The organism is Qipengyuania sp. ABI-127-1 (assembly GCA_022953095.1).
Lineage (GTDB): Bacteria > Pseudomonadota > Alphaproteobacteria > Sphingomonadales > Sphingomonadaceae > Qipengyuania.
The window spans coordinates 1-16716 of record JALJCR010000001.1 but is presented as its reverse complement, the minus strand read 5'-3'; the positions used below and the strand labels follow the sequence as shown (position 1 = coordinate 16716).

Sequence of the window (16716 nt, the reverse complement as noted above, 5' to 3'; positions counted from 1 at the left end):
CCAGAACGGTCTGGACTGGATTGCTTCGCTATGCTCGCAATGACTTGGTGAGGACAATCAGCCCTTGTCGAGCGCGATATCCGGCGCGTCCTCCTGCTTCATGCCGACAACATGATAGCCTGCATCGACATGGTGCGTCTCGCCGGTCACGCCCGATGACAGGTCGGACAGGAAATACAGGCCCGACCCACCGACATCGTCGATCGTGATATTCCGCCGCAGGGGCGAATTCAGCTCGTTCCATTTCAGAATATAGCGGAAATCGCCGATGCCGCTCGCGGCCAAGGTCTTGACCGGACCCGCGCTGAGAGCATTGACGCGGATATTCTGCGGCCCAAGGTCGTTGGCGAGATATTTCACGCTGGTTTCCAGCGCAGCCTTGGCCACACCCATGACGTTGTAATGCGGAATGACCTTTTCCGCGCCGTAATAGGTCAGGGTCAGGATCGATCCGCCATCGGGCATCATGGCCGCCGCGCGCTGCGCCACCGCGACCAGCGAATAGGCGGAGATGTTCATCGTCATCAGGAAATTGTCGAGGCTGGTATCGACATATTTCCCGCGCAGCTCGTTTTTGTCCGAAAAACCGATGGCGTGAACGACGAAATCGATCGTTTCCCAGCGCTGTCTGAGCGTGTCGAAGGCGGTATCGAGTGCCGCCATATCGGACACGTCGCATTCGATCAGGAAATCGCTCCCGAGCTTTTCCGCCAATGGCCCGACGCGCTTCTTGAGCGCTTCGCCCTGATAGGAGAACGCCAGCTCCGCCCCGTGCCGGGCAAGCTGCTGCGCGATGCCCCAGGCCAGAGACTTGTCATTGGCGAGCCCCATGATCAGCCCGCGCTTTCCTGCCATCAACCCGCTCATCCGGCGTGCTCCTCTTCTTCCATTTCCCTTGCCAGCGCTGCCCTGCGCCCTTCGTCGGTTTCCTCGGCCAGTTTCTCTTCCGGCGTTTCGGCCAGCGCGGCATTCAGTTCCGCGCCGATAACCACCCCGAGCCCGACAAGCCAGAAAAAGAACAGCGCGATCATCACACCCGCCAATCCGCCATAGGTGAGATCGTAGGCGAAGAAATTGCGCAGCACCGTGGGCATTATCGTCGTTACCGAAATCCACCAGACGGTGGTCAGCAATACACCCGGCCATTTGGGGTACCGCTTGCGCCGGTACTTCGACGGGGTGAGCGAGTAGAAGATCAGGTAGAGCGAGCCGAACAGGCCGAGCGAAGGCACAATGCGCGACAGGCGCAGCGCCACCACCCTGTCTACCAGCTGGGGGAAATAGGCTTCGATGACTTCCTGCGTGGTGCCGATGAGGAATTGCGCGATCAGGCTCAGGAGGAGAAGGAATACCGCCGCCAGAATCACGCCGGAGGACAGCAGCCGGTATTTCCAGAATGCATGCGTCGCCTGCGTGCCATAGGCGCGGCGCAGGATATCGCGGATGGTTTCCACCAGGCTGCCTACGGTCCACAACCCGATCAGCGCGCCGACCCACAGCAGCCAGCCGCTGCGCGCCTCGATCACGTCGCGCGCGACCGGCTCGATGACATTGCCGACCATGGGCGGGAGGGCGAAGAGGACCGCGTTTATCGTCGCCGCGCGTTCCGCTTCCTCCCCAAAGGCGGAAAAGATCGCCGCGCCGAGAATGAAAAAGGGGAAAATCGCGAGCATCGACAGATAAGCGAGATTCCCGGCGTGAATGAAGCCGTCATTATAGGTGCCGACAAAGGTGCGCTTTGCGACTTCCCACACGCGGGTACCGGGGCCTACACGGTTCTCGATACGTCCCCTGAGATCGCCCGCTTCTTTCCGGCGTTGCTCGGGAGACAGCGACTGGATCTCGCGCTCCTGACTTTCCGGAATTGGTTTTGGCGACAAGGGCTAGACCCCTAGCTTGCTCCGCGGATCGCTGGTGTCCTTCCACCCCTCGAGCCGCTTGGCAAGTTCGTCCAGATTATCCGGCAATTGTATCTCGAGCGTCACCAACTGGTCTCCGCGCGTGCCATTCTTGCGCGTGAACCCCTTGCCCTTGAGGCGGAGGACAGTGCCGCCATGCGTGCCGGGCTTGATTGTCATCATAACCGGACCATCGACCGTGGGTACGCGCACCTTGCCGCCGTTCACTGCTTCATCCAAGGTGATCGGCAGGTCGAACCGCACGTCGTCGCCGTCGCGCCTGTAGAGTTTGTGTCGGTCGATCGCGATCGTCACCAGCCCGTCACCCGCGCCGCCAGGGCCTTGTTCGCCCTTGCCTTTAAGGCGCATTTGCGTGCCGGTTTCGACACCCTTCGGCAATTTCAGGTCGACCGTCTTGCCATCGGACAATGTGATGCGCTGCGTCTTGAGCGTGGCGGCATCCACGAAGGGCACCCGGAGCTTATAGGCGATATCGGCCCCTTTCCGTGGCGGCGGACGGTGTTGTTGCGCTCCGCCGAAGGGGCTGCCTCCGCCGCGCGGGCCGCGGCCGCCGAACAGGCCTTCGAAAATATCGCCCAAATCGACTTGATCATTACCGAAGCCTTGAAAATCCTCCGCCCGGAAGCCGTGTTGGCCGCCGTTCGGCCGGAAGCCGCCTCCGCCCCCCATGCCGGCAAAGGGGTTGGCGGGATTGCCATCGGCATCGATTTCGCCGCGATCGAATTGCGCGCGCTTGTCCTTGTCGGACAACAGGTCGTAGGCGTTGGTGACCTGGCTGAAGCGCTCGGCCGCTTTGGGATTGTCCTTGTTGCGGTCGGGATGAAGTTCCTTGGCGAGCTTGCGATAGGCGCTCTTGATGTCCTTTTCGGACGCTCCGCGCGCAACGCCAAGTGTGGTGTAGGGATCGGATGTGTTCATGGTCATTTGGCGTGTTAGCTAGGCATCACAGCGCGGCTACGCAAGCGTGAGCGGTTTCCTGGGAGACTGTTTGGCGATAGGGGCCTTCGCATTGACGGTAAACCTTCCCCGCTCGCAGCGGATTCCGGAGCAAGAACGGGCCTCGACGTGTTTTGCTCCTGAACTGTAGTCCAAATGTTCCATTCTGTAGGATCTGTCCCGATGCAGAACGATGAAAGCGCCATCCCGCAAAGCGACCCTTTCGCCCTGTTCGAAGTCTGGTTTGCCGAAGCGAAGGAGAGCGAACCCAACGACCCGAATGCGATGGCGCTGGCAACAGCGTCTGACGATGGCTTCCCGTCGGTCCGCATGGTGCTGTTGAAGGGTCATGGTAGCGACGGGTTCGTCTTCTATACCAATACGGAAAGCCGCAAGGGAGAGCAGATCCTTGCCAATAGGCGTGCTGCTTTGCTGTTCCACTGGAAGAGCCTACGCCGCCAGGTTCGCATCGAAGGCCCGCTCGATGAAGTGACCGAAGCCGAGGCTGACGCCTATTTCCATTCGCGCCCGCGTGTTTCGCAGATCGGATCCGCAGCCAGCGACCAGTCGCGCCCACTGCCCGACCGCCAGGTCTATCTGGATCGGGTCGCAGCGATCGAGGCACGTTATCCCGAGGGCGATATTCCGCGTCCCCCGCACTGGACGGGGTTCCGCCTGAGCCCGCGCCGGATCGAATTCTGGCGGGATCGACAGTATCGCCTTCACGACCGCCGATTGTTTACCCGTGATGACGCGAATGACCTGTGGACCAACACTCTGCTGTATCCGTGAGCGATAACCGCGCCTTCCTTGCCCGATCGGCGGCCATGGCCTCGATCTCGGTCGCACTGGTTCTGGTCGCGCTGAAGACCTGGGCCAGCTGGCGCACCGGGTCGACCGCCATGCTCGGCAGTCTCGCCGATTCGGCGCTGGATCTCATCGCCAGCCTGGCGACGCTTACCGGGGTGTGGATCGCCTCCCGCCCAGCCGATGAAGATCATCGCTTCGGCCATGGCAAGGCCGAGGCGCTGGCAGCGATCTTCCAGGTCATGCTCATCGCGCTGTCGGCTTTCGGCATCGCGGTACGGGCGATCATGCAGCTTGCCGGGCAGGGCGAGACCGCCGCGGCCGGGGAAGGGATTGCCGTTTCCCTGATCGCCATCGCGCTGACCTTCGCCCTGCTCGGATGGCAGCGCTATGTGATGAACCGGACGCGAAGCCTCGCGATCCAGACCGATCACCTGCATTACAAATCGGATCTGTTCCTCAACCTGGCCGTCATCGCGGCTCTGGTACTCGACCAGTATCTTGGCTTCGGGATCGCCGATCCGCTCTTCGGCCTGGCTATTGCCGCATGGCTTGCACGGGGCGCGTGGCGTGGGATGAGCGAAGCGGTCGACGATCTGATGGACCGCGAATGGCCCGAAGAAAAGCGGTTGGCTTTCATCGAGGCGGCAGCCGCGCATCCCGAACTGTCGAAGCTTCACGATCTGCGCACACGCACCAGCGGCAACCGTGATTTCGCCCAGTTCCATGTCGATCTGCCGCCAGACATGACGATCGAGCAAGCGCACGACATAATCGAGAAGGTGGAAGCGGATCTCTGCTGCAGATTCCCCTGTATGGAGCTGCTCATTCATATCGACCCCGAAGGGCATGTCGACGAGCCCGACAATCCACTGGTCGAGGAAAACGAGTTCGCCAAGCTGGAGAAGGACGCATGATGCGCGCGCTACCATACTGGCATGTCGATGCCTTCGCCGACCGGCCTTTCGCCGGAAACCAGGCAGCGGTCATGCCGCTGGAAGATTGGCTCGATGACGCCACTTTGCTGGCCATTGCCGAGGAGAACAACTTCGCCGAAACCGCCTTTGTGGTTCGCGACAAGAGCGGTGCGGCCGATTGGGAACTGCGCTGGTTCACCCCTGCCGAGGAAGTGCGGCTGTGCGGCCATGCGACATTGGCCAGCGGGCATGTCCTGCTGACCCGCGATGGCGGTGATCGCGTGACGTTCCGCACCCGCAAGGCGGGTTTGCTCGACGTGTCGCGGGCGGATGCGGGCTATGAACTCGCCCTGCCGCTGATCCGCACCGAACCGGGCGAATGGGCCGAAGCGGTCGCGCTGATCGGCGCGCCGGCGCAGGAGGTCTGGCTCAGCCCCGATCGCTACAGCATTTACCTGTTCTACAGTGAAGATCGGGTGCGCGCGCTCGATCCCGATTTACGGGGACTGCGGGCGCTCGGGAACGATCAGTTCATCTGCACCGCGCCGGGGCGGGACACCGATGTGGTCAGCCGCGTGTTCGTTCCCGGCGGCGGCGTGGACGAGGATAGCTTCACCGGCTCTGCCCATGCTGCACTGACCTATTTCTGGACCCAGCGGCTGGGGCGCGACGATTTCACTGCCTTCCAGGCCTCGCGGCGCGGGGGGCAGGCGATCTGCCGCCGCGAAGGCGAAAAGGCGGTGCTCAGCGGATCCTGCGTGACCGTGGTCGAGGGCAGTTTCTACCTGCCCTAGGTTTCCGGATAGAGTTCGATCACGTCGGCAAGCTGCCGAAGCATCGCGATCCGTTCCTCCCGGTTCGAATGGCCAAGCCGTACCACGGTGAGCTTCTGCGTCGGCGATACGAAGACGTATTGGCCCATATGGCCGATCAACGAAAAGGCGCTGTGCGGCGCGCGGTCGGGGAACAGCGGGTGTTCTTCGCCCTCGGGCAGAGGGCGGTTGAGCCAGGTCTGAAGGCCATAATGCGGGCTTCTGGGGCTCGGCTCGATCATTTCATCGACCCATTGGCGGGGAACCAGTTGTTCGCCGCGATACGAGCCCTTGTTGCGCAACAGCTCGCCGAGCTTGGCCCAGTCGCGTGCCGTGGCGTGGATCAGGCTCCCGCCGATCAGCGTGCCCGCCCGGTCGAATTCGGGCACCGCGCTTGCCATGCCCAGCGGAGCGAAGAGGCGCGCTTCGAGATAGTCGGCCACGGCCTTGCGGCGTTCATCCCGGTCTTTGCTGTCGGTCAGCGCGCGTGCGGCAATATCGGCAAGAATAACGGTGGTGTTGGAGGAGTATTCGAACCGTTCGCCCGGCTCGGCTTCGAGCGGCTGGGCTGTGGCGTAATCGGCCATATCGTCGCGCCCGTCGAGAAACAGCATGCGCACCTCGCCGCTTTCATAGGGCGGGTCGCCCGCCTCGGTGTGTTCGAGGCCGGCGCGCATCTGGAGCAGGTGGCGCAAGGTGATTTCGGCACGCGGATCACCGGTGCGCTGCCAGCGCGGGACGGGGGCGGGCGCATCGAGCCGCAATTGGCCGTCCGCGACCAGCATGCCGATCATCACGGCGGTGACCGTTTTGGCCATCGACCAACTGACGAAGCGGGTGGTCTCGTCATAGCCCGGAGCGTAACGCTCCACCGCAAGTTTGCCGCCGTGATAGACGATCAGGGCGCGGGTCTCGCCAAGCCCGTCGAGCGTGAAGAGATCGTCCGCCGCGCGTGCCAGCGGCCGCGTAGGCGCACCCGGGCTCTGAGTGACCGCCGCCAGCGCTTCCTCGCTCAGCGGGGGTTCTTCCACCGGTCCGGGAGAACCGCATGCCGCAAGGGTTGAGGTGGCGAGGGCAAGCGCGATAAGGGGGGCGGTCCGCGTGGTCATGACCCCGCGTCACTCGCACGAAGGAATCCCGCTTGGCAACGGCGAAAACACGCTCCCGCAAGTCGCGTCTCTGGTTGTGGCTGATCCTCCTTGTGGCGGTGCTCCTCGGAGCTGCCTGGCTCGCGTGGGGTGACGGCCTTCGCAAGACCGGCGGCGTCGGCTCCGCCTATGCCGCGCGAGTCGCCTGCTCGTGCCGTTTCGTGGCCGGACGCAGCATGGACGATTGTGCGAAGGACAAGCTGGAGGGAATGGAACTCATCTCGCTAAGCGAAGATGCGGCGTCCAAGAGTGTGACCGCCTCGATTCCCTTCATCGCCTCGGACACGGCCAGCTACCGTGAAGGCTATGGGTGCGTCCTGCAGGAGTGGAAGGGTTAGGCGGCGACCCGGCTGGTCGATTCGATCCAGCCCCCACCGACAACCCGGTCGCCCGCATAGATGACAGCGGCCTGTCCCGGCGCAACGCCGAATTCGGGCGTTTCGAAGTGGATGGTCGTGGATTCGCCCAGGCCAAGCGGCCCGTCGAGCGCGATCGGGACTGGCTTCGCCAGGCTGCGGACCTTGGCGGTCAGCGGAACGTCTGGCAGCGGACCGATCCGGTTGGTTTCGATGATCCGCGCGGCGGTAACTGCCAGCATTCGCTTGGGACCGACCCGGACCTGCGCGCTTTCGGCATCGATGCCCACCACATAGAGCGGTTCGGGCTGCCCCCCGATCTCGAGCCCGCGTCGCTGGCCGACGGTATAGTGGATCACCCCCTTGTGCTGGCCGAGTGTCTCGCCGGTGGCGGCATGGACGATGGCACCGGGACGACCGCCCTCGGGACGCATCTTCTTGACGATCTTCGCATAATCGCCGTCGGGCACGAAGCAGATGTCCTGACTGTCTGGCTTCGCGGCATTGCGCAGGCCCGCCGCTTCGGCCAGTTCGCGCACCTCGTCCTTGGGCATTCCGCCGAGCGGAAAGCGCAGGAAATCGAGCTGCTCTTCGGTGGTGGCATACAGGAAATAGGACTGGTCGCGCGCCGGATCGGCGGCGCGGTGCAGTTCCGGTCCGGCCGATCCCATCACCCGGCGAACATAGTGGCCCGTCGCAAGACAGTCGGCGCCCAATTCACGCGCCATATCCAGGAGATCGGTGAATTTGGGTCCCATGTTGCAGCGGATACAGGGTACCGGTGTGCGCCCGGCAAGGTAATCGTCGGCAAAGGTCTCGACCACTTCCTCGCGGAAAGCGCTTTCGTGATCGTGCACATAGTGCGCTATACCGAGCCGTTCGGCCACTGCGCGCGCATCGCGTATGTCGTCGCCCGCGCAACAGGCGCCCTTGCGCCCCGTCGCGGCGCCGTAATCATAAAGCTGCAGGGTAATACCGATCACCTCGGCGCCCGTACGCGCGGCGAGCGCGGCGACGACCGAGCTGTCGACGCCGCCCGACATAGCGACGACGATACGGCATTCGGCTGCCGGTCTCGGCAGGTCGAACAGCGCGGCGGCCTGGTCCGGCGAAAGGCTTGTGGTTGCGGGCATGCGGCGCCCATACACCGATACGTATCGAACCGCCAGTAGGGCACCGTATCCCCCCCCATCCGACCTTTCACGGATCCTTTACCATGCAGCCTTATCCCAGCCGACATGTTCGAGGGCCGTATCAAGGACAAATCCTGCGAGGATCCGCGCGAAAGCTCGGTCTTGCACCGAATGCGCTGGACCGATCTGGTGGCCAGGCTGGCCGCGACTCGCGACCTGCGAGACGAGCTCGACAAGGCCGATGCGGGGTTCAACGCATTCGGAGAGGTACGGCGCGAAAGCCACGAAGAAAGTAAATCGGCCGTTAACCACGATGTTTTAAGCGATGGCAAAGCTGCGGGGCTAGGTCTTGGGAATGCCGCGAACGATGCGGTCCAAGGCGACAGAGAGAGAGAATGATCGAAAACCAGGACATCCGCCCTGCACAGGTTATCGGCCCCCTCGGGGAGCCGTTGACCGTTGACGACCTGCCTTCGCCCGATACGAAGCGCTGGGTTGTTCGACGCAAGGCCGAAGTCGTGGCTGCGGTCAATGGCGGCCTGCTGACGATTGACGAAGTGCTAGAGCGCTATTCGCTGAGCCTTGAGGAATTCGCATCCTGGCAGCGTGCCGTCGATCGTTCCGGCATGCAGGGCCTGCGCGTCACCCGCATCCAGCACTATCGCGACCTCTACGAACGTCAGCTAAAATACTGAGGCACTCCCGCGCGGACGCGGGAACCAAGCCCCCTTCCATACGCTCTTCCAGCATCGCCGGATCGAACCGGGGAACCGCTCGTCGCGCCCGTCCGTTAAGTGGGGTGTATTGAGACGGGTTTAGAGGAGGAATTGTAATGGCTTGGATTATCGCGATTATTGTTGGTGGTATTATTGGCTGGCTCGCAAGTCTGGTCATGAACCGCGATGCCTCGATGGGAATTTTCTGGAACATCGTCGTCGGTATCGTCGGTTCTTTTATCGGCAAGTGGATTGGATCGCTCATCGGTATCGGCGCAACGCTCACCGAATTCAGCGTCCCGGGGCTGCTGATGTCTCTGCTGGGCGCCATTGTCCTGCTGGGAATCGCCAATATGGTTCAGCGCGGACGCGTTCGTTAAACGTCTTCGCTTTACAGACCTGAAGAAACGGGGCGGGCATCGAAAGATGGCCCGCCCTTTTTTCATATCTTATCGCCCTGTTTTTGTATCTCATATGCGCGGACTTGGCTCTGCACCTGTGGTCGCAATGCGACATTCGTCCTGTCGCACAAGCCCCCGGTCGAACCCTCGATTGCCCTACTATGGTGCCAGGTCTATCGCCCAATTACGAAATTCTTGCGCTGAGTGATATAGTGATGTAACACACTTCTCGTTCGCAGCGCTTCTGGGGCAAGGTACGATATGAATTACGAATCCGGAGTGATAGCCGAAAAGGGTGAGCCCATTGCGGTCGGGATCGAACCGGAAGCCGAGGAGCAGGAAGAAAAGCGCCGTTTCGACCGGCGTAAAATCGTCATCATCGGCTCGCTTGTAGTTCTCGCCTTGGCCATCGCGGCCTATTTCGTGATGCGCGGCGGAGGAACGGCGACACCGGCGGGTGACGAGAATGCCCAAGCGCCGACCGTCACGGTCGTCACGCCGGGCAAGACCACGGTCGAAGGCCAGATCACCGCCACCGGAACCCTGGCTGCTCGCCGTGAAATGCCTGTCGGCGTGGTCGGTGAGGGCGGCCGGGTCGTGTCGGTTCCCGTCGATGCGGGCGACTGGGTGCGACAGGGTCAGGTTCTGGCCAGCATTGATCGCTCGGTTCAGTCGCAACAAGTGCAAAGCGCCGCAGCACAAATTCAGGTTGCTCAGGCCGATGCCAATCTCGCGCAGGCCAATCTCGATCGCGCCCTTCAGCTCGTCGAGCGCGGCTTCGTATCCAAAGCTGATGTCGATCGTCTTACTGCTACTCGCGACGCTGCTGCGGCGCGCGTTCGCGTGGCTCAGGCGCAATTGCGCGAACTGCGTGCCCGTACCGCGCGGCTAAACATTCTCGCACCGGCTTCTGGCTATGTCCTCGAACGCAATGTGGAAACGGGGCAAACCGTGGGCGCCGGCTCCCCCGCGCTGTTCCGGATCGCGCGCGGCGGCGAGATGGAAATGCTCGCCCGCCTCAACGAAGATTCGCTGGCCGCGATTTCGGTTGGCACCAGCGCGCAAATCAGGCCTGTCGGAACCGAGAAGCTTTTCACGGGGCAGGTCTGGCAAATATCTCCGACCATCGACCAGCAGGATCGCCAGGGTACGGCGCGCATCGCGCTTGCTTACGCGCCCGGCCTGCGCCCGGGGGGGTTCGCCACAGCGACGATCGCCAGCGGCACCGTCGTTGCCCCGATATTGCCGGAGAGCGCGGTTCTTTCCGATCGCGAAGGCGACTATGTCCTCATCGTCAACGGCGAAGACAAGGCCGAGCGTCGTCCGGTGACGACCGGGACCGTTACGGCGAAGGGCATCGTCATCGCCGAGGGACTGAGTGGTTCCGAACGGGTGGTGCTGCGCGCCGGCGGCTTCCTGACCGAAGGTGAAACGGTCAGGACGCAGTTGGCCAAGCTAGACTGAGGCGAGGTAACTCGATGAATTTCCGCAATATCTCCGCCTGGTCCATCCGCAATCCGGTCATCCCGCTGGTGGCCTTCACCGCGTTGTTATTGGCTGGTCTGATCAGCTTCGCCCGGATGGACGTGGTCAACAATCCGGACATCGAGTTCCCCGCCGTCAATGTTTCGATTTCCCAGCCGGGTGCCGCGCCGACCGAGATCGAGAACCAGATTACCCAGCGTGTCGAGTCCGCCGTGCGGTCGATCAACGGTGTCAATTCGATCAATTCGACCGCGCGCGAGGGGAATTCGAATACGTTCATCGAGTTCGAGATCGGGACCGATCCCAACGATGCCGTGGCCGAAGTCAAAAATGCGGTCGATACCATCCGCGGATCGCTGCCCGACGGGATTCTCGAACCGCGCGTGACCAAGGAGGAAATCTCCGGCGGCTTCCTGGCTATCTATGCTGTCGAAGCCGACGACATGACGATCGAGGGGCTTAGCTGGTTCATCGACGATACCGTTGCCAAGCAATTGCTCGGTATCGAAGGCATGGCCGAAGTGAACCGCTTCGGCGGCGTGGATCGCGAGATCGAGGTCATACTGGACCTGCCGCGCATGCAGGCTCTTGGCGTTACCGCCAGCCAGATCAACGGGGTTCTGCGCCAAAGCAATATCGATGCTGCCGGGGGCATGGCAGAGGTCGGCGGTACACGTCAGTCTGTCCGCGTGCTCGGCAATAGCGAAGATGCCTATGCCCTGAGCCAGCGACAGATTCAGCTTGGCGGCGGGCGCACGATCAAGCTCGCCGATGTCGCCACCGTGCGTGATGGCTTTTCCGAACGCACCTCGATCAGCAAGGTGCGCGACAAGGAAGTCGTCAACTTCGCCATGAGCCGGGCCAAAGGCGCATCGGATGTCACCGTCTACGAGGAAGCGCTGCAGAAGATCGCGCAGATCGAGGCTGAAAATCCAGGCGTGAAATTCATTCCGCTGTTCAACACGGTCAAATACACCAAGGACCAGTATGAAAGCGCGATGGCCGCCATGATCGAGGGCGCGATCCTTGCCGTGGTCGTCGTTTTCTTCTTCCTGCGCGACTGGCGCGCGACGGCAATTTCCTCCGTCGCCATCCCGCTTTCCGCGATCCCGACCTTCTGGTTCATGGATCTGCTTGGCTTCAATCTGAACCAGCTTTCGCTGCTGGCGCTGGCACTGGTCGCAGGCGTTCTGGTCGACGATGCCATCGTGGAAATCGAGAATATCGTGCGCCATATGCGCATGGGCAAGACTGCCTATCAGGCTTCCATCGATGCCGCGGATGAAATTGGCTTGCCGGTTGTCGCCACCAGCTTCTGTATCGTTGCAGTGTTCTTTCCCGTGGGCGCCATGCCCGGCATTTCCGGGCAGTTCTTCAAGAATTTCGGCTTTACCGTCGTCGTCGCCGTGCTGATGTCGCTGGCGGTGGCGCGCATGATAACGCCAATGCTTGCGGCCTATTTCCTCAAGGCGAAAGGCCAGGCGGCGCATGGCGAAGGTCCCATGATGGATCGCTATATGAATGTGCTGCGCTGGTCGCTCGATCGCGGCAAGATGCACGCTGCGCGCGAGGGTATTGAGGGCCCCCGGCATCGCTGGCTCTATATCCTGTCGATGCTCCTGGTCGTCATTGGCGTGCTTGTCATCTCGGCCATGACCACCTTCACCGTATCCAATCTGATCCAGGGGCTGGGTATTACCGACGCGATCGCCGGGCCGGATGCCAATGCTGCCGAAGCCTTTCTTGCCAAGATCATCGGCTTGCTGCAGCTCGCCCTGGCATTGGGTGTCGGGCTCGTCGCAACGCTGCTGTTTTTCCGCGTCATCGGCTTTATCGTGAAGCGCTTCGGCGCCCACATGGCGCAGGCATGGCAGTATCTCTACGCCCGCTTTCTCGACCACCGTGTGTGGATGCTCGGGGTCGGCTATTTCTCGCTGTTGCTTACGATCCTCCTGTTCGGCATCGTTCCGGCACAGTTTCAGCCGGTGATCGACGATGAGAACAGCCGTGTCGAAATCGAGATGGTTCCGGGGACTACGCTTGAGACGACCGAACGCGTCGTCGATCAGGTCGCCGACATCCTTTACGCCCAACAGGAAGTGGAACTTGCGCTGGAGCGCGTCCGCGAAGGGCAGGCGACAATATACGTAACCCTGCGCGAGGACCGCGAACGCACCTCGATCGAATTCGAGCGGGGGCTGGCGCCGACATTCGCGCAGATTGCCGATGCGCGCGTTCGCTTCGCCTCACAGTCGGGGGGCTTCGGATCGGGCCGCGATATGACCGTCATGCTCGCCGGATCCGACCCGGAACTGCTCAACCAGACTGCGGCGACGCTGGTCGAACAGATGAAGGGCATCGATTCGCTGGTCGCCCCGCGAATCAGCGCCGATATCAATCGGCCGGAATTGATCATCAAGCCGCGCGAGAATCTCGCGGCCGAGCTGGGCGTATCTACGATCGCGCTCAGCCAAACAATCCGCATCGCTACCATGGGCGAGATCGAGCAGAATGCGGCGAAATTCTCTCTGTCCGACCGCCAGATTCCGATCCGGGTCAAACTGCCTGAGCAGTCGCGCGAGGATCTGGAGACAATCAAGAACCTGCCGGTACAGACCGCAAGTGGTGGTTCGGTCCCGCTCTCGCGCGTGGCCGATGTATCGTTCGGCTCAGGCCCAACGACCATCCAGCGCTACAACCAGAACCGCCGCGTGCTGGTCGGTGCCGATCTCGCCCAGGGCGTGGTCAAGGGCGAGGCCCAGGCCGAAATCGATGCGCTGCCAATTCTGCAGGATCTCCCTCAGGGTGTTATCCGCGACGTGGTGGGCGAAGACGAATGGCAGCAGGAGCTGATGACCAGCCTACTGATCGCTATCGTTTCCGGTGTGTTGCTTGTCTTCGCAGTGCTGGTGCTACTCTACAAGCGCCTGATGAGCCCGCTGGTCAATATGACCAGCCTTGCTCTGGCACCTTTGGGCGGCATCCTGCTGGTTTGGCTTTTTGGTCAACCACAATCGATGCCGGTGTATATCGGCATTCTTCTGCTGCTGGGAATTGTGTCGAAAAATTCGATCCTGCTCATCGACTTCGCTATCGAGGAAATGGACAAGGGCACGCGTAAGCTCCACGCGATCATCGATGCGGGCCATAAGCGTGCCCAGCCGATCGTCATGACGACGGTCGCGATGACCGCAGGCATGGTGCCGACCGCACTTTCGGGTGTGCTCGGCTCGGGCGATGGTGCCTGGCGCGCTCCCATGGGTACGGTGGTTATCGGGGGGCTGATCCTCTCGACCGTTCTCACGCTGCTGATCGTGCCGGCGGGCTTTAGCCTCGCCGACGGCTTCGAAAAGCGCGCCGGGCCATGGCTGCGCAACCGGCTGCTGACCTATAAGGATGGTGACGACAGCCGTGGTGTTCTCGGCCAAGGTCCGCCGCAATCCGGGGTCGAACCGGCAGAGTGAGCAAGGCTGCGCCCGCGGGTCTGCAGTCCTCAGGCCCCCCGATCCCGCCCGACCGAGCGCGCATGATGCGGCGCACGGCAACGGGGCTCATCGTGCTGATGGCGGCGCTGTTCCTGTGGTCGGGCCGGTATCTCGACGCGCATCCGGCCTGGGGATACCTGCACGCTTTCGCCGAGGCCGCGATGGTCGGCGGGCTGGCAGACTGGTTCGCGGTGACCGCCTTGTTCCGCCACCCGCTCGGCCTGCCGATCCCGCACACGGCGATCATCCCCGAAAACAAGGATCGCATTGCCGATACGATGGCGGGTTTCTTGCGGGAAAATTTCCTGACCCCGGCGGTTGTGGGCCGCCGGATGGGTGCCATGAACCTGGCGCACGCGGTCGGCAGCTATCTGGCGGATCCCAAATCGACCAGGGACTCGCGCATTCGCGCAGGAGCAGGTGAACTGGCGATCGAGGTTCTCGAGTCGCTCGATCCGGAGCGACTCGGCACGAAGGTCCGCGGCGGGATCAAGGCTCAGCTCAGCAAACTCGAAATCGCACCGCTGCTTGGCGGCATGCTTGAGGCGATGATCGCCGACGGTCGCCACAAGCCGCTGATCGACAAGATCATCCGGTGGGCCGGTCTCGTGCTCGAAGACAATGAAACGATGGTACGCGACATGGTGCATAAGCGCGCCAATGCGGTACTGCGCTTCACCGGTCTCGACGAACGGTTGGCCAATTCGGTTCTCGATGGGCTTTACAAGCTGCTGGCCGAAGTTTTGGTCGATCCCCAGCATCCGCTGCGCGACAAGATCGAAGAAGGCCTGCAGGAGCTGGCTCGGGGTCTGCGCGAAGACCCCGAAATGCAGGAGCGGGTCGAGCGTATGAAGCGCGAGTTGCTGGAAAATCCGGCCGTCGGCGATTGGTGGCAGGGCGTGTGGGAGCGGCTGCGCGCCAATCTCATCCAGACGATCCGCACATCGGGCGGCACGGGCCATGGCTATATTGGCGAAACACTGGGTGAACTGGGCGCAGCGCTGCGCGACGACGAGCGCCTCCAACGCCAGATCAATCGCTTCGCCCGCCGTACCGCCGTTGGCGTCGCCACGCGCTATGGTGACCAGATCGTCAGGCTGGTGTCCGAAACCGTCAAGCGCTGGGATGCGCAGACGATTACCGACCGCGTGGAATCAGCGGTGGGTCGCGATCTCCAGTTCATCCGCATCAACGGCACATTGGTCGGGGGGCTGGTCGGCATGACCATCCACACGCTGGATGTCTACGTGATCTAGGCCCAGGGCTATGCCTGTCGGCTTGACCGGATCGGATCAGGGCATCCGATAGCTTATATTGGTGAAGAGGTATGACCCAACCGCATTTCCCTCGGCATCGCGGGCGGGCTCGTACTTGGCATTCGTCAGGAATTCGCGGCAAACCTGCGCGCCGAAATCCTCGTCGCTCACCACCTTCACAATATGGCAACCGACAGCGCGGCCGGCCGCCGACACCATGACCCTGACTGAAATATCGCCTTCGACTGACCACCGTTCCAGAACGCCGGGATAGTAACGGACTATCCGTCTTGCCAGTTCTTGCATACCTTTGAGGTGCGGCGGTTTAACAATGGTTTCCTGTTGGGCGGGATCGAGGCCCCAAGTGCCCACGAGGTCCGCCATGCACTGGTTCAGAGCTGTAAATACGTTCTCCAGATTTCCGGTGTCGAGCCTGATCGACTGGTCCTCATGCGAAAGTTCGATCCAGTCGATAGCCGCGCCATGCGCCTTATCGAGCTTCGGCATGCTGCCCTGCGATCGATCGGGTGACGGCTCGCTGCTGTATTTATTGCTTCTGCTGTATTGCCAGCCACGGAATCCACGCCCGTAGCCGTCCAGTTCAACGATCTGGTTGCTAGTGTGTTCGTATTTCCCGAAGCCCGGGCCGAACTGTGCGGTCACCGAGTGGCGTGCTCCAAGCTGCTTGAATGGCTTGCCTGCGATATACCAGCGGAAGCTGTCCCAGGGGCGATGCTGCTCGAACATTAGCAGCGTCCGGTCGTCTCCCCGCCGAAGCTGCGCGCCATGCGGCAGGGATCGACGCCATAATCCATCTGCCAATGCGATGAACGTTCGAGAGTGCGGTGCTCCGCATCGCGTGCGTGCGCCGCTGTCGGCAAAGCGCAGGCAAGCAGGGTTGTGACCCCGGAAAAACGACCCTTCAAGTAAAAACCCTCCATCCGAAATAACGGATGGAGGGTTAGCAAGTGATTGTCACAACGCAATCAGAGTTTGTCGGTGAGTTCGGGTACGATTTTGAAGAGGTCTCCGACGAGGCCGATGTCGGCGACCTGGAAGATCGGGGCGTCTTCGTCCTTGTTGATGGCGATGATGGTTTTGGAATCCTTCATGCCGGCCAAGTGCTGGATCGCGCCCGAGATGCCGATGGCGATATAGACTTCCGGCGCCACGATCTTGCCGGTCTGGCCGACCTGGTAGTCGTTGGGGACATAGCCCGCATCGACCGCCGCGCGGCTCGCGCCGATCCCGGCGCCGAGCTTGTCGGCGAGCGGGGTGATGACCTGTTCGAAGGTTTCCGCATCCTTCAGCGCGCGGCCGCCCGAGACGATCACCTTGGCGCTGG

17 protein-coding genes are annotated in these 16716 nt (G+C 62.0%); 10 read left to right on the top strand and 7 right to left on the bottom strand.

Annotated elements, in window-relative coordinates; all coding sequences use genetic code 11:
- Nucleotides 1-57: 57 nt before the first annotated feature.
- The 3 genes from fabI to MUY37_RS00075 are packed head-to-tail and all read right to left on the bottom strand — an operon-like array spanning nucleotide 58 to nucleotide 2837.
- Nucleotides 58-867, bottom strand: a complete 810-nt coding sequence (fabI, locus tag MUY37_RS00085; protein ID WP_499193458.1) for an enoyl-ACP reductase FabI — start codon at nucleotides 865-867, stop codon at nucleotides 58-60.
- Nucleotides 864-1880, bottom strand: coding sequence for a YihY/virulence factor BrkB family protein (locus tag MUY37_RS00080; protein ID WP_499193457.1), 1017 nt, complete (start codon nucleotides 1878-1880; stop codon nucleotides 864-866). The genes fabI and MUY37_RS00080 overlap by 4 nt, the downstream gene beginning before the upstream one ends.
- A 3-nt stretch (nucleotides 1881-1883) precedes the next feature.
- A complete protein-coding gene (locus MUY37_RS00075; protein ID WP_499193456.1) occupies nucleotides 1884-2837 on the bottom strand; it encodes a DnaJ C-terminal domain-containing protein in 954 nt (317 codons plus the stop codon).
- A gap of 201 nt (nucleotides 2838-3038) precedes the next feature.
- On the opposite strand from MUY37_RS00075, the gene pdxH reads away from it, so the two are divergent.
- The 3 genes from pdxH to MUY37_RS00060 are packed head-to-tail and all read left to right on the top strand — an operon-like array spanning nucleotide 3039 to nucleotide 5373.
- The gene (pdxH, locus tag MUY37_RS00070) at nucleotides 3039-3647 is read left to right on the top strand and encodes a pyridoxamine 5'-phosphate oxidase (RefSeq protein ID WP_499193455.1); all 609 of its coding nucleotides are present in this window, start codon (nucleotides 3039-3041) and stop codon (nucleotides 3645-3647) included.
- Nucleotides 3644-4579 (top strand): cation diffusion facilitator family transporter, encoded by a 936-nt coding sequence (locus MUY37_RS00065; protein WP_499193454.1) that lies wholly within the window; start codon nucleotides 3644-3646, stop codon nucleotides 4577-4579. Before pdxH ends, MUY37_RS00065 begins: the two co-directional genes overlap by 4 nt.
- Nucleotides 4576-5373 (top strand): PhzF family phenazine biosynthesis protein, encoded by a 798-nt coding sequence (locus tag MUY37_RS00060; RefSeq protein WP_499193453.1) that lies wholly within the window; start codon nucleotides 4576-4578, stop codon nucleotides 5371-5373. Before MUY37_RS00065 ends, MUY37_RS00060 begins: the two co-directional genes overlap by 4 nt.
- Here MUY37_RS00060 and MUY37_RS00055 read toward each other — a convergent pair.
- Nucleotides 5370-6500 carry a serine hydrolase domain-containing protein gene (locus MUY37_RS00055; RefSeq protein WP_499193452.1) on the bottom strand — a complete coding sequence of 377 codons (1131 nt, stop codon included), beginning with the start codon at nucleotides 6498-6500 and terminating at the stop codon, nucleotides 5370-5372. The genes MUY37_RS00060 and MUY37_RS00055 overlap by 4 nt on opposite strands.
- Before the next feature lie 32 nt (nucleotides 6501-6532).
- Here MUY37_RS00055 and MUY37_RS00050 point away from each other — a divergent pair, with 32 nt between their 5' ends.
- Complete coding sequence (locus MUY37_RS00050) at nucleotides 6533-6877, top strand: hypothetical protein (RefSeq protein ID WP_499193451.1); 345 nt, start codon at nucleotides 6533-6535, stop codon at nucleotides 6875-6877.
- Here the strand turns inward: MUY37_RS00050 and mnmA are convergent.
- Complete coding sequence (gene mnmA, locus MUY37_RS00045; protein WP_499193450.1) at nucleotides 6874-8028, bottom strand: tRNA 2-thiouridine(34) synthase MnmA; 1155 nt, start codon at nucleotides 8026-8028, stop codon at nucleotides 6874-6876. The two genes, MUY37_RS00050 and mnmA, sit on opposite strands and share 4 nt — an antisense overlap.
- 105 nt (nucleotides 8029-8133) lie before the next feature.
- Between mnmA and MUY37_RS00040 the strand changes: the two genes are divergently transcribed.
- From MUY37_RS00040 to MUY37_RS00015, 6 genes are all read left to right on the top strand, one after another.
- Complete coding sequence (locus MUY37_RS00040) at nucleotides 8134-8427, top strand: hypothetical protein (protein ID WP_499193449.1); 294 nt, start codon at nucleotides 8134-8136, stop codon at nucleotides 8425-8427.
- Nucleotides 8424-8723: a CtrA inhibitor SciP gene (sciP, locus tag MUY37_RS00035; protein WP_050601432.1), complete on the top strand. Its 300-nt coding sequence runs from the start codon at nucleotides 8424-8426 to the stop codon at nucleotides 8721-8723. The genes MUY37_RS00040 and sciP overlap by 4 nt, the downstream gene beginning before the upstream one ends.
- Before the next feature lie 137 nt (nucleotides 8724-8860).
- Entirely contained in the window at nucleotides 8861-9124 is a 264-nt protein-coding gene (locus tag MUY37_RS00030; RefSeq protein ID WP_499193448.1) for a GlsB/YeaQ/YmgE family stress response membrane protein, read from the top strand.
- A gap of 282 nt (nucleotides 9125-9406) precedes the next feature.
- A complete protein-coding gene (locus MUY37_RS00025; RefSeq protein WP_499193447.1) occupies nucleotides 9407-10609 on the top strand; it encodes an efflux RND transporter periplasmic adaptor subunit in 1203 nt (400 codons plus the stop codon).
- 14 nt (nucleotides 10610-10623) lie between these two features.
- The gene (locus MUY37_RS00020) at nucleotides 10624-14094 is read left to right on the top strand and encodes an efflux RND transporter permease subunit (RefSeq protein ID WP_499193446.1); all 3471 of its coding nucleotides are present in this window, start codon (nucleotides 10624-10626) and stop codon (nucleotides 14092-14094) included.
- Between the two features lie 65 nt (nucleotides 14095-14159).
- The gene (locus MUY37_RS00015) at nucleotides 14160-15371 is read left to right on the top strand and encodes a DUF445 domain-containing protein (protein ID WP_499195088.1); all 1212 of its coding nucleotides are present in this window, start codon (nucleotides 14160-14162) and stop codon (nucleotides 15369-15371) included.
- Nucleotides 15372-15407: 36 nt separating this feature from the next.
- Here MUY37_RS00015 and MUY37_RS00010 read toward each other — a convergent pair whose 3' ends face one another.
- Both MUY37_RS00010 and MUY37_RS00005 read right to left on the bottom strand, forming a co-directional pair.
- Nucleotides 15408-16118, bottom strand: coding sequence for an energy transducer TonB (locus MUY37_RS00010; protein WP_499193445.1), 711 nt, complete (start codon nucleotides 16116-16118; stop codon nucleotides 15408-15410).
- Between the two features lie 239 nt (nucleotides 16119-16357).
- A partial coding sequence (locus tag MUY37_RS00005; RefSeq protein WP_499193444.1) for an electron transfer flavoprotein subunit alpha/FixB family protein occupies nucleotides 16358-16716 on the bottom strand: 359 nt, incomplete at its 5' end.

Coding starts and splice junctions, on each gene's coding strand:
- MUY37_RS00055 (WP_499193452.1), bottom strand. CDS start 6,500: ATGACCACGCGGACCGCCCCCCTTATCGCGCTTGCCCTCGCCACCTCA.
- pdxH (WP_499193455.1), top strand. CDS start 3,039: ATGCAGAACGATGAAAGCGCCATCCCGCAAAGCGACCCTTTCGCCCTG.
- mnmA (WP_499193450.1), bottom strand. CDS start 8,028: ATGCCCGCAACCACAAGCCTTTCGCCGGACCAGGCCGCCGCGCTGTTC.
- MUY37_RS00015 (WP_499195088.1), top strand. CDS start 14,160: ATGCGGCGCACGGCAACGGGGCTCATCGTGCTGATGGCGGCGCTGTTC.
- MUY37_RS00020 (WP_499193446.1), top strand. CDS start 10,624: ATGAATTTCCGCAATATCTCCGCCTGGTCCATCCGCAATCCGGTCATC.
- sciP (WP_050601432.1), top strand. CDS start 8,424: ATGATCGAAAACCAGGACATCCGCCCTGCACAGGTTATCGGCCCCCTC.
- MUY37_RS00025 (WP_499193447.1), top strand. CDS start 9,407: ATGAATTACGAATCCGGAGTGATAGCCGAAAAGGGTGAGCCCATTGCG.
- MUY37_RS00030 (WP_499193448.1), top strand. CDS start 8,861: ATGGCTTGGATTATCGCGATTATTGTTGGTGGTATTATTGGCTGGCTC.
- MUY37_RS00040 (WP_499193449.1), top strand. CDS start 8,134: ATGTTCGAGGGCCGTATCAAGGACAAATCCTGCGAGGATCCGCGCGAA.
- MUY37_RS00060 (WP_499193453.1), top strand. CDS start 4,576: ATGATGCGCGCGCTACCATACTGGCATGTCGATGCCTTCGCCGACCGG.
- fabI (WP_499193458.1), bottom strand. CDS start 867: ATGAGCGGGTTGATGGCAGGAAAGCGCGGGCTGATCATGGGGCTCGCC.
- MUY37_RS00075 (WP_499193456.1), bottom strand. CDS start 2,837: ATGAACACATCCGATCCCTACACCACACTTGGCGTTGCGCGCGGAGCG.
- MUY37_RS00010 (WP_499193445.1), bottom strand. CDS start 16,118: ATGTTCGAGCAGCATCGCCCCTGGGACAGCTTCCGCTGGTATATCGCA.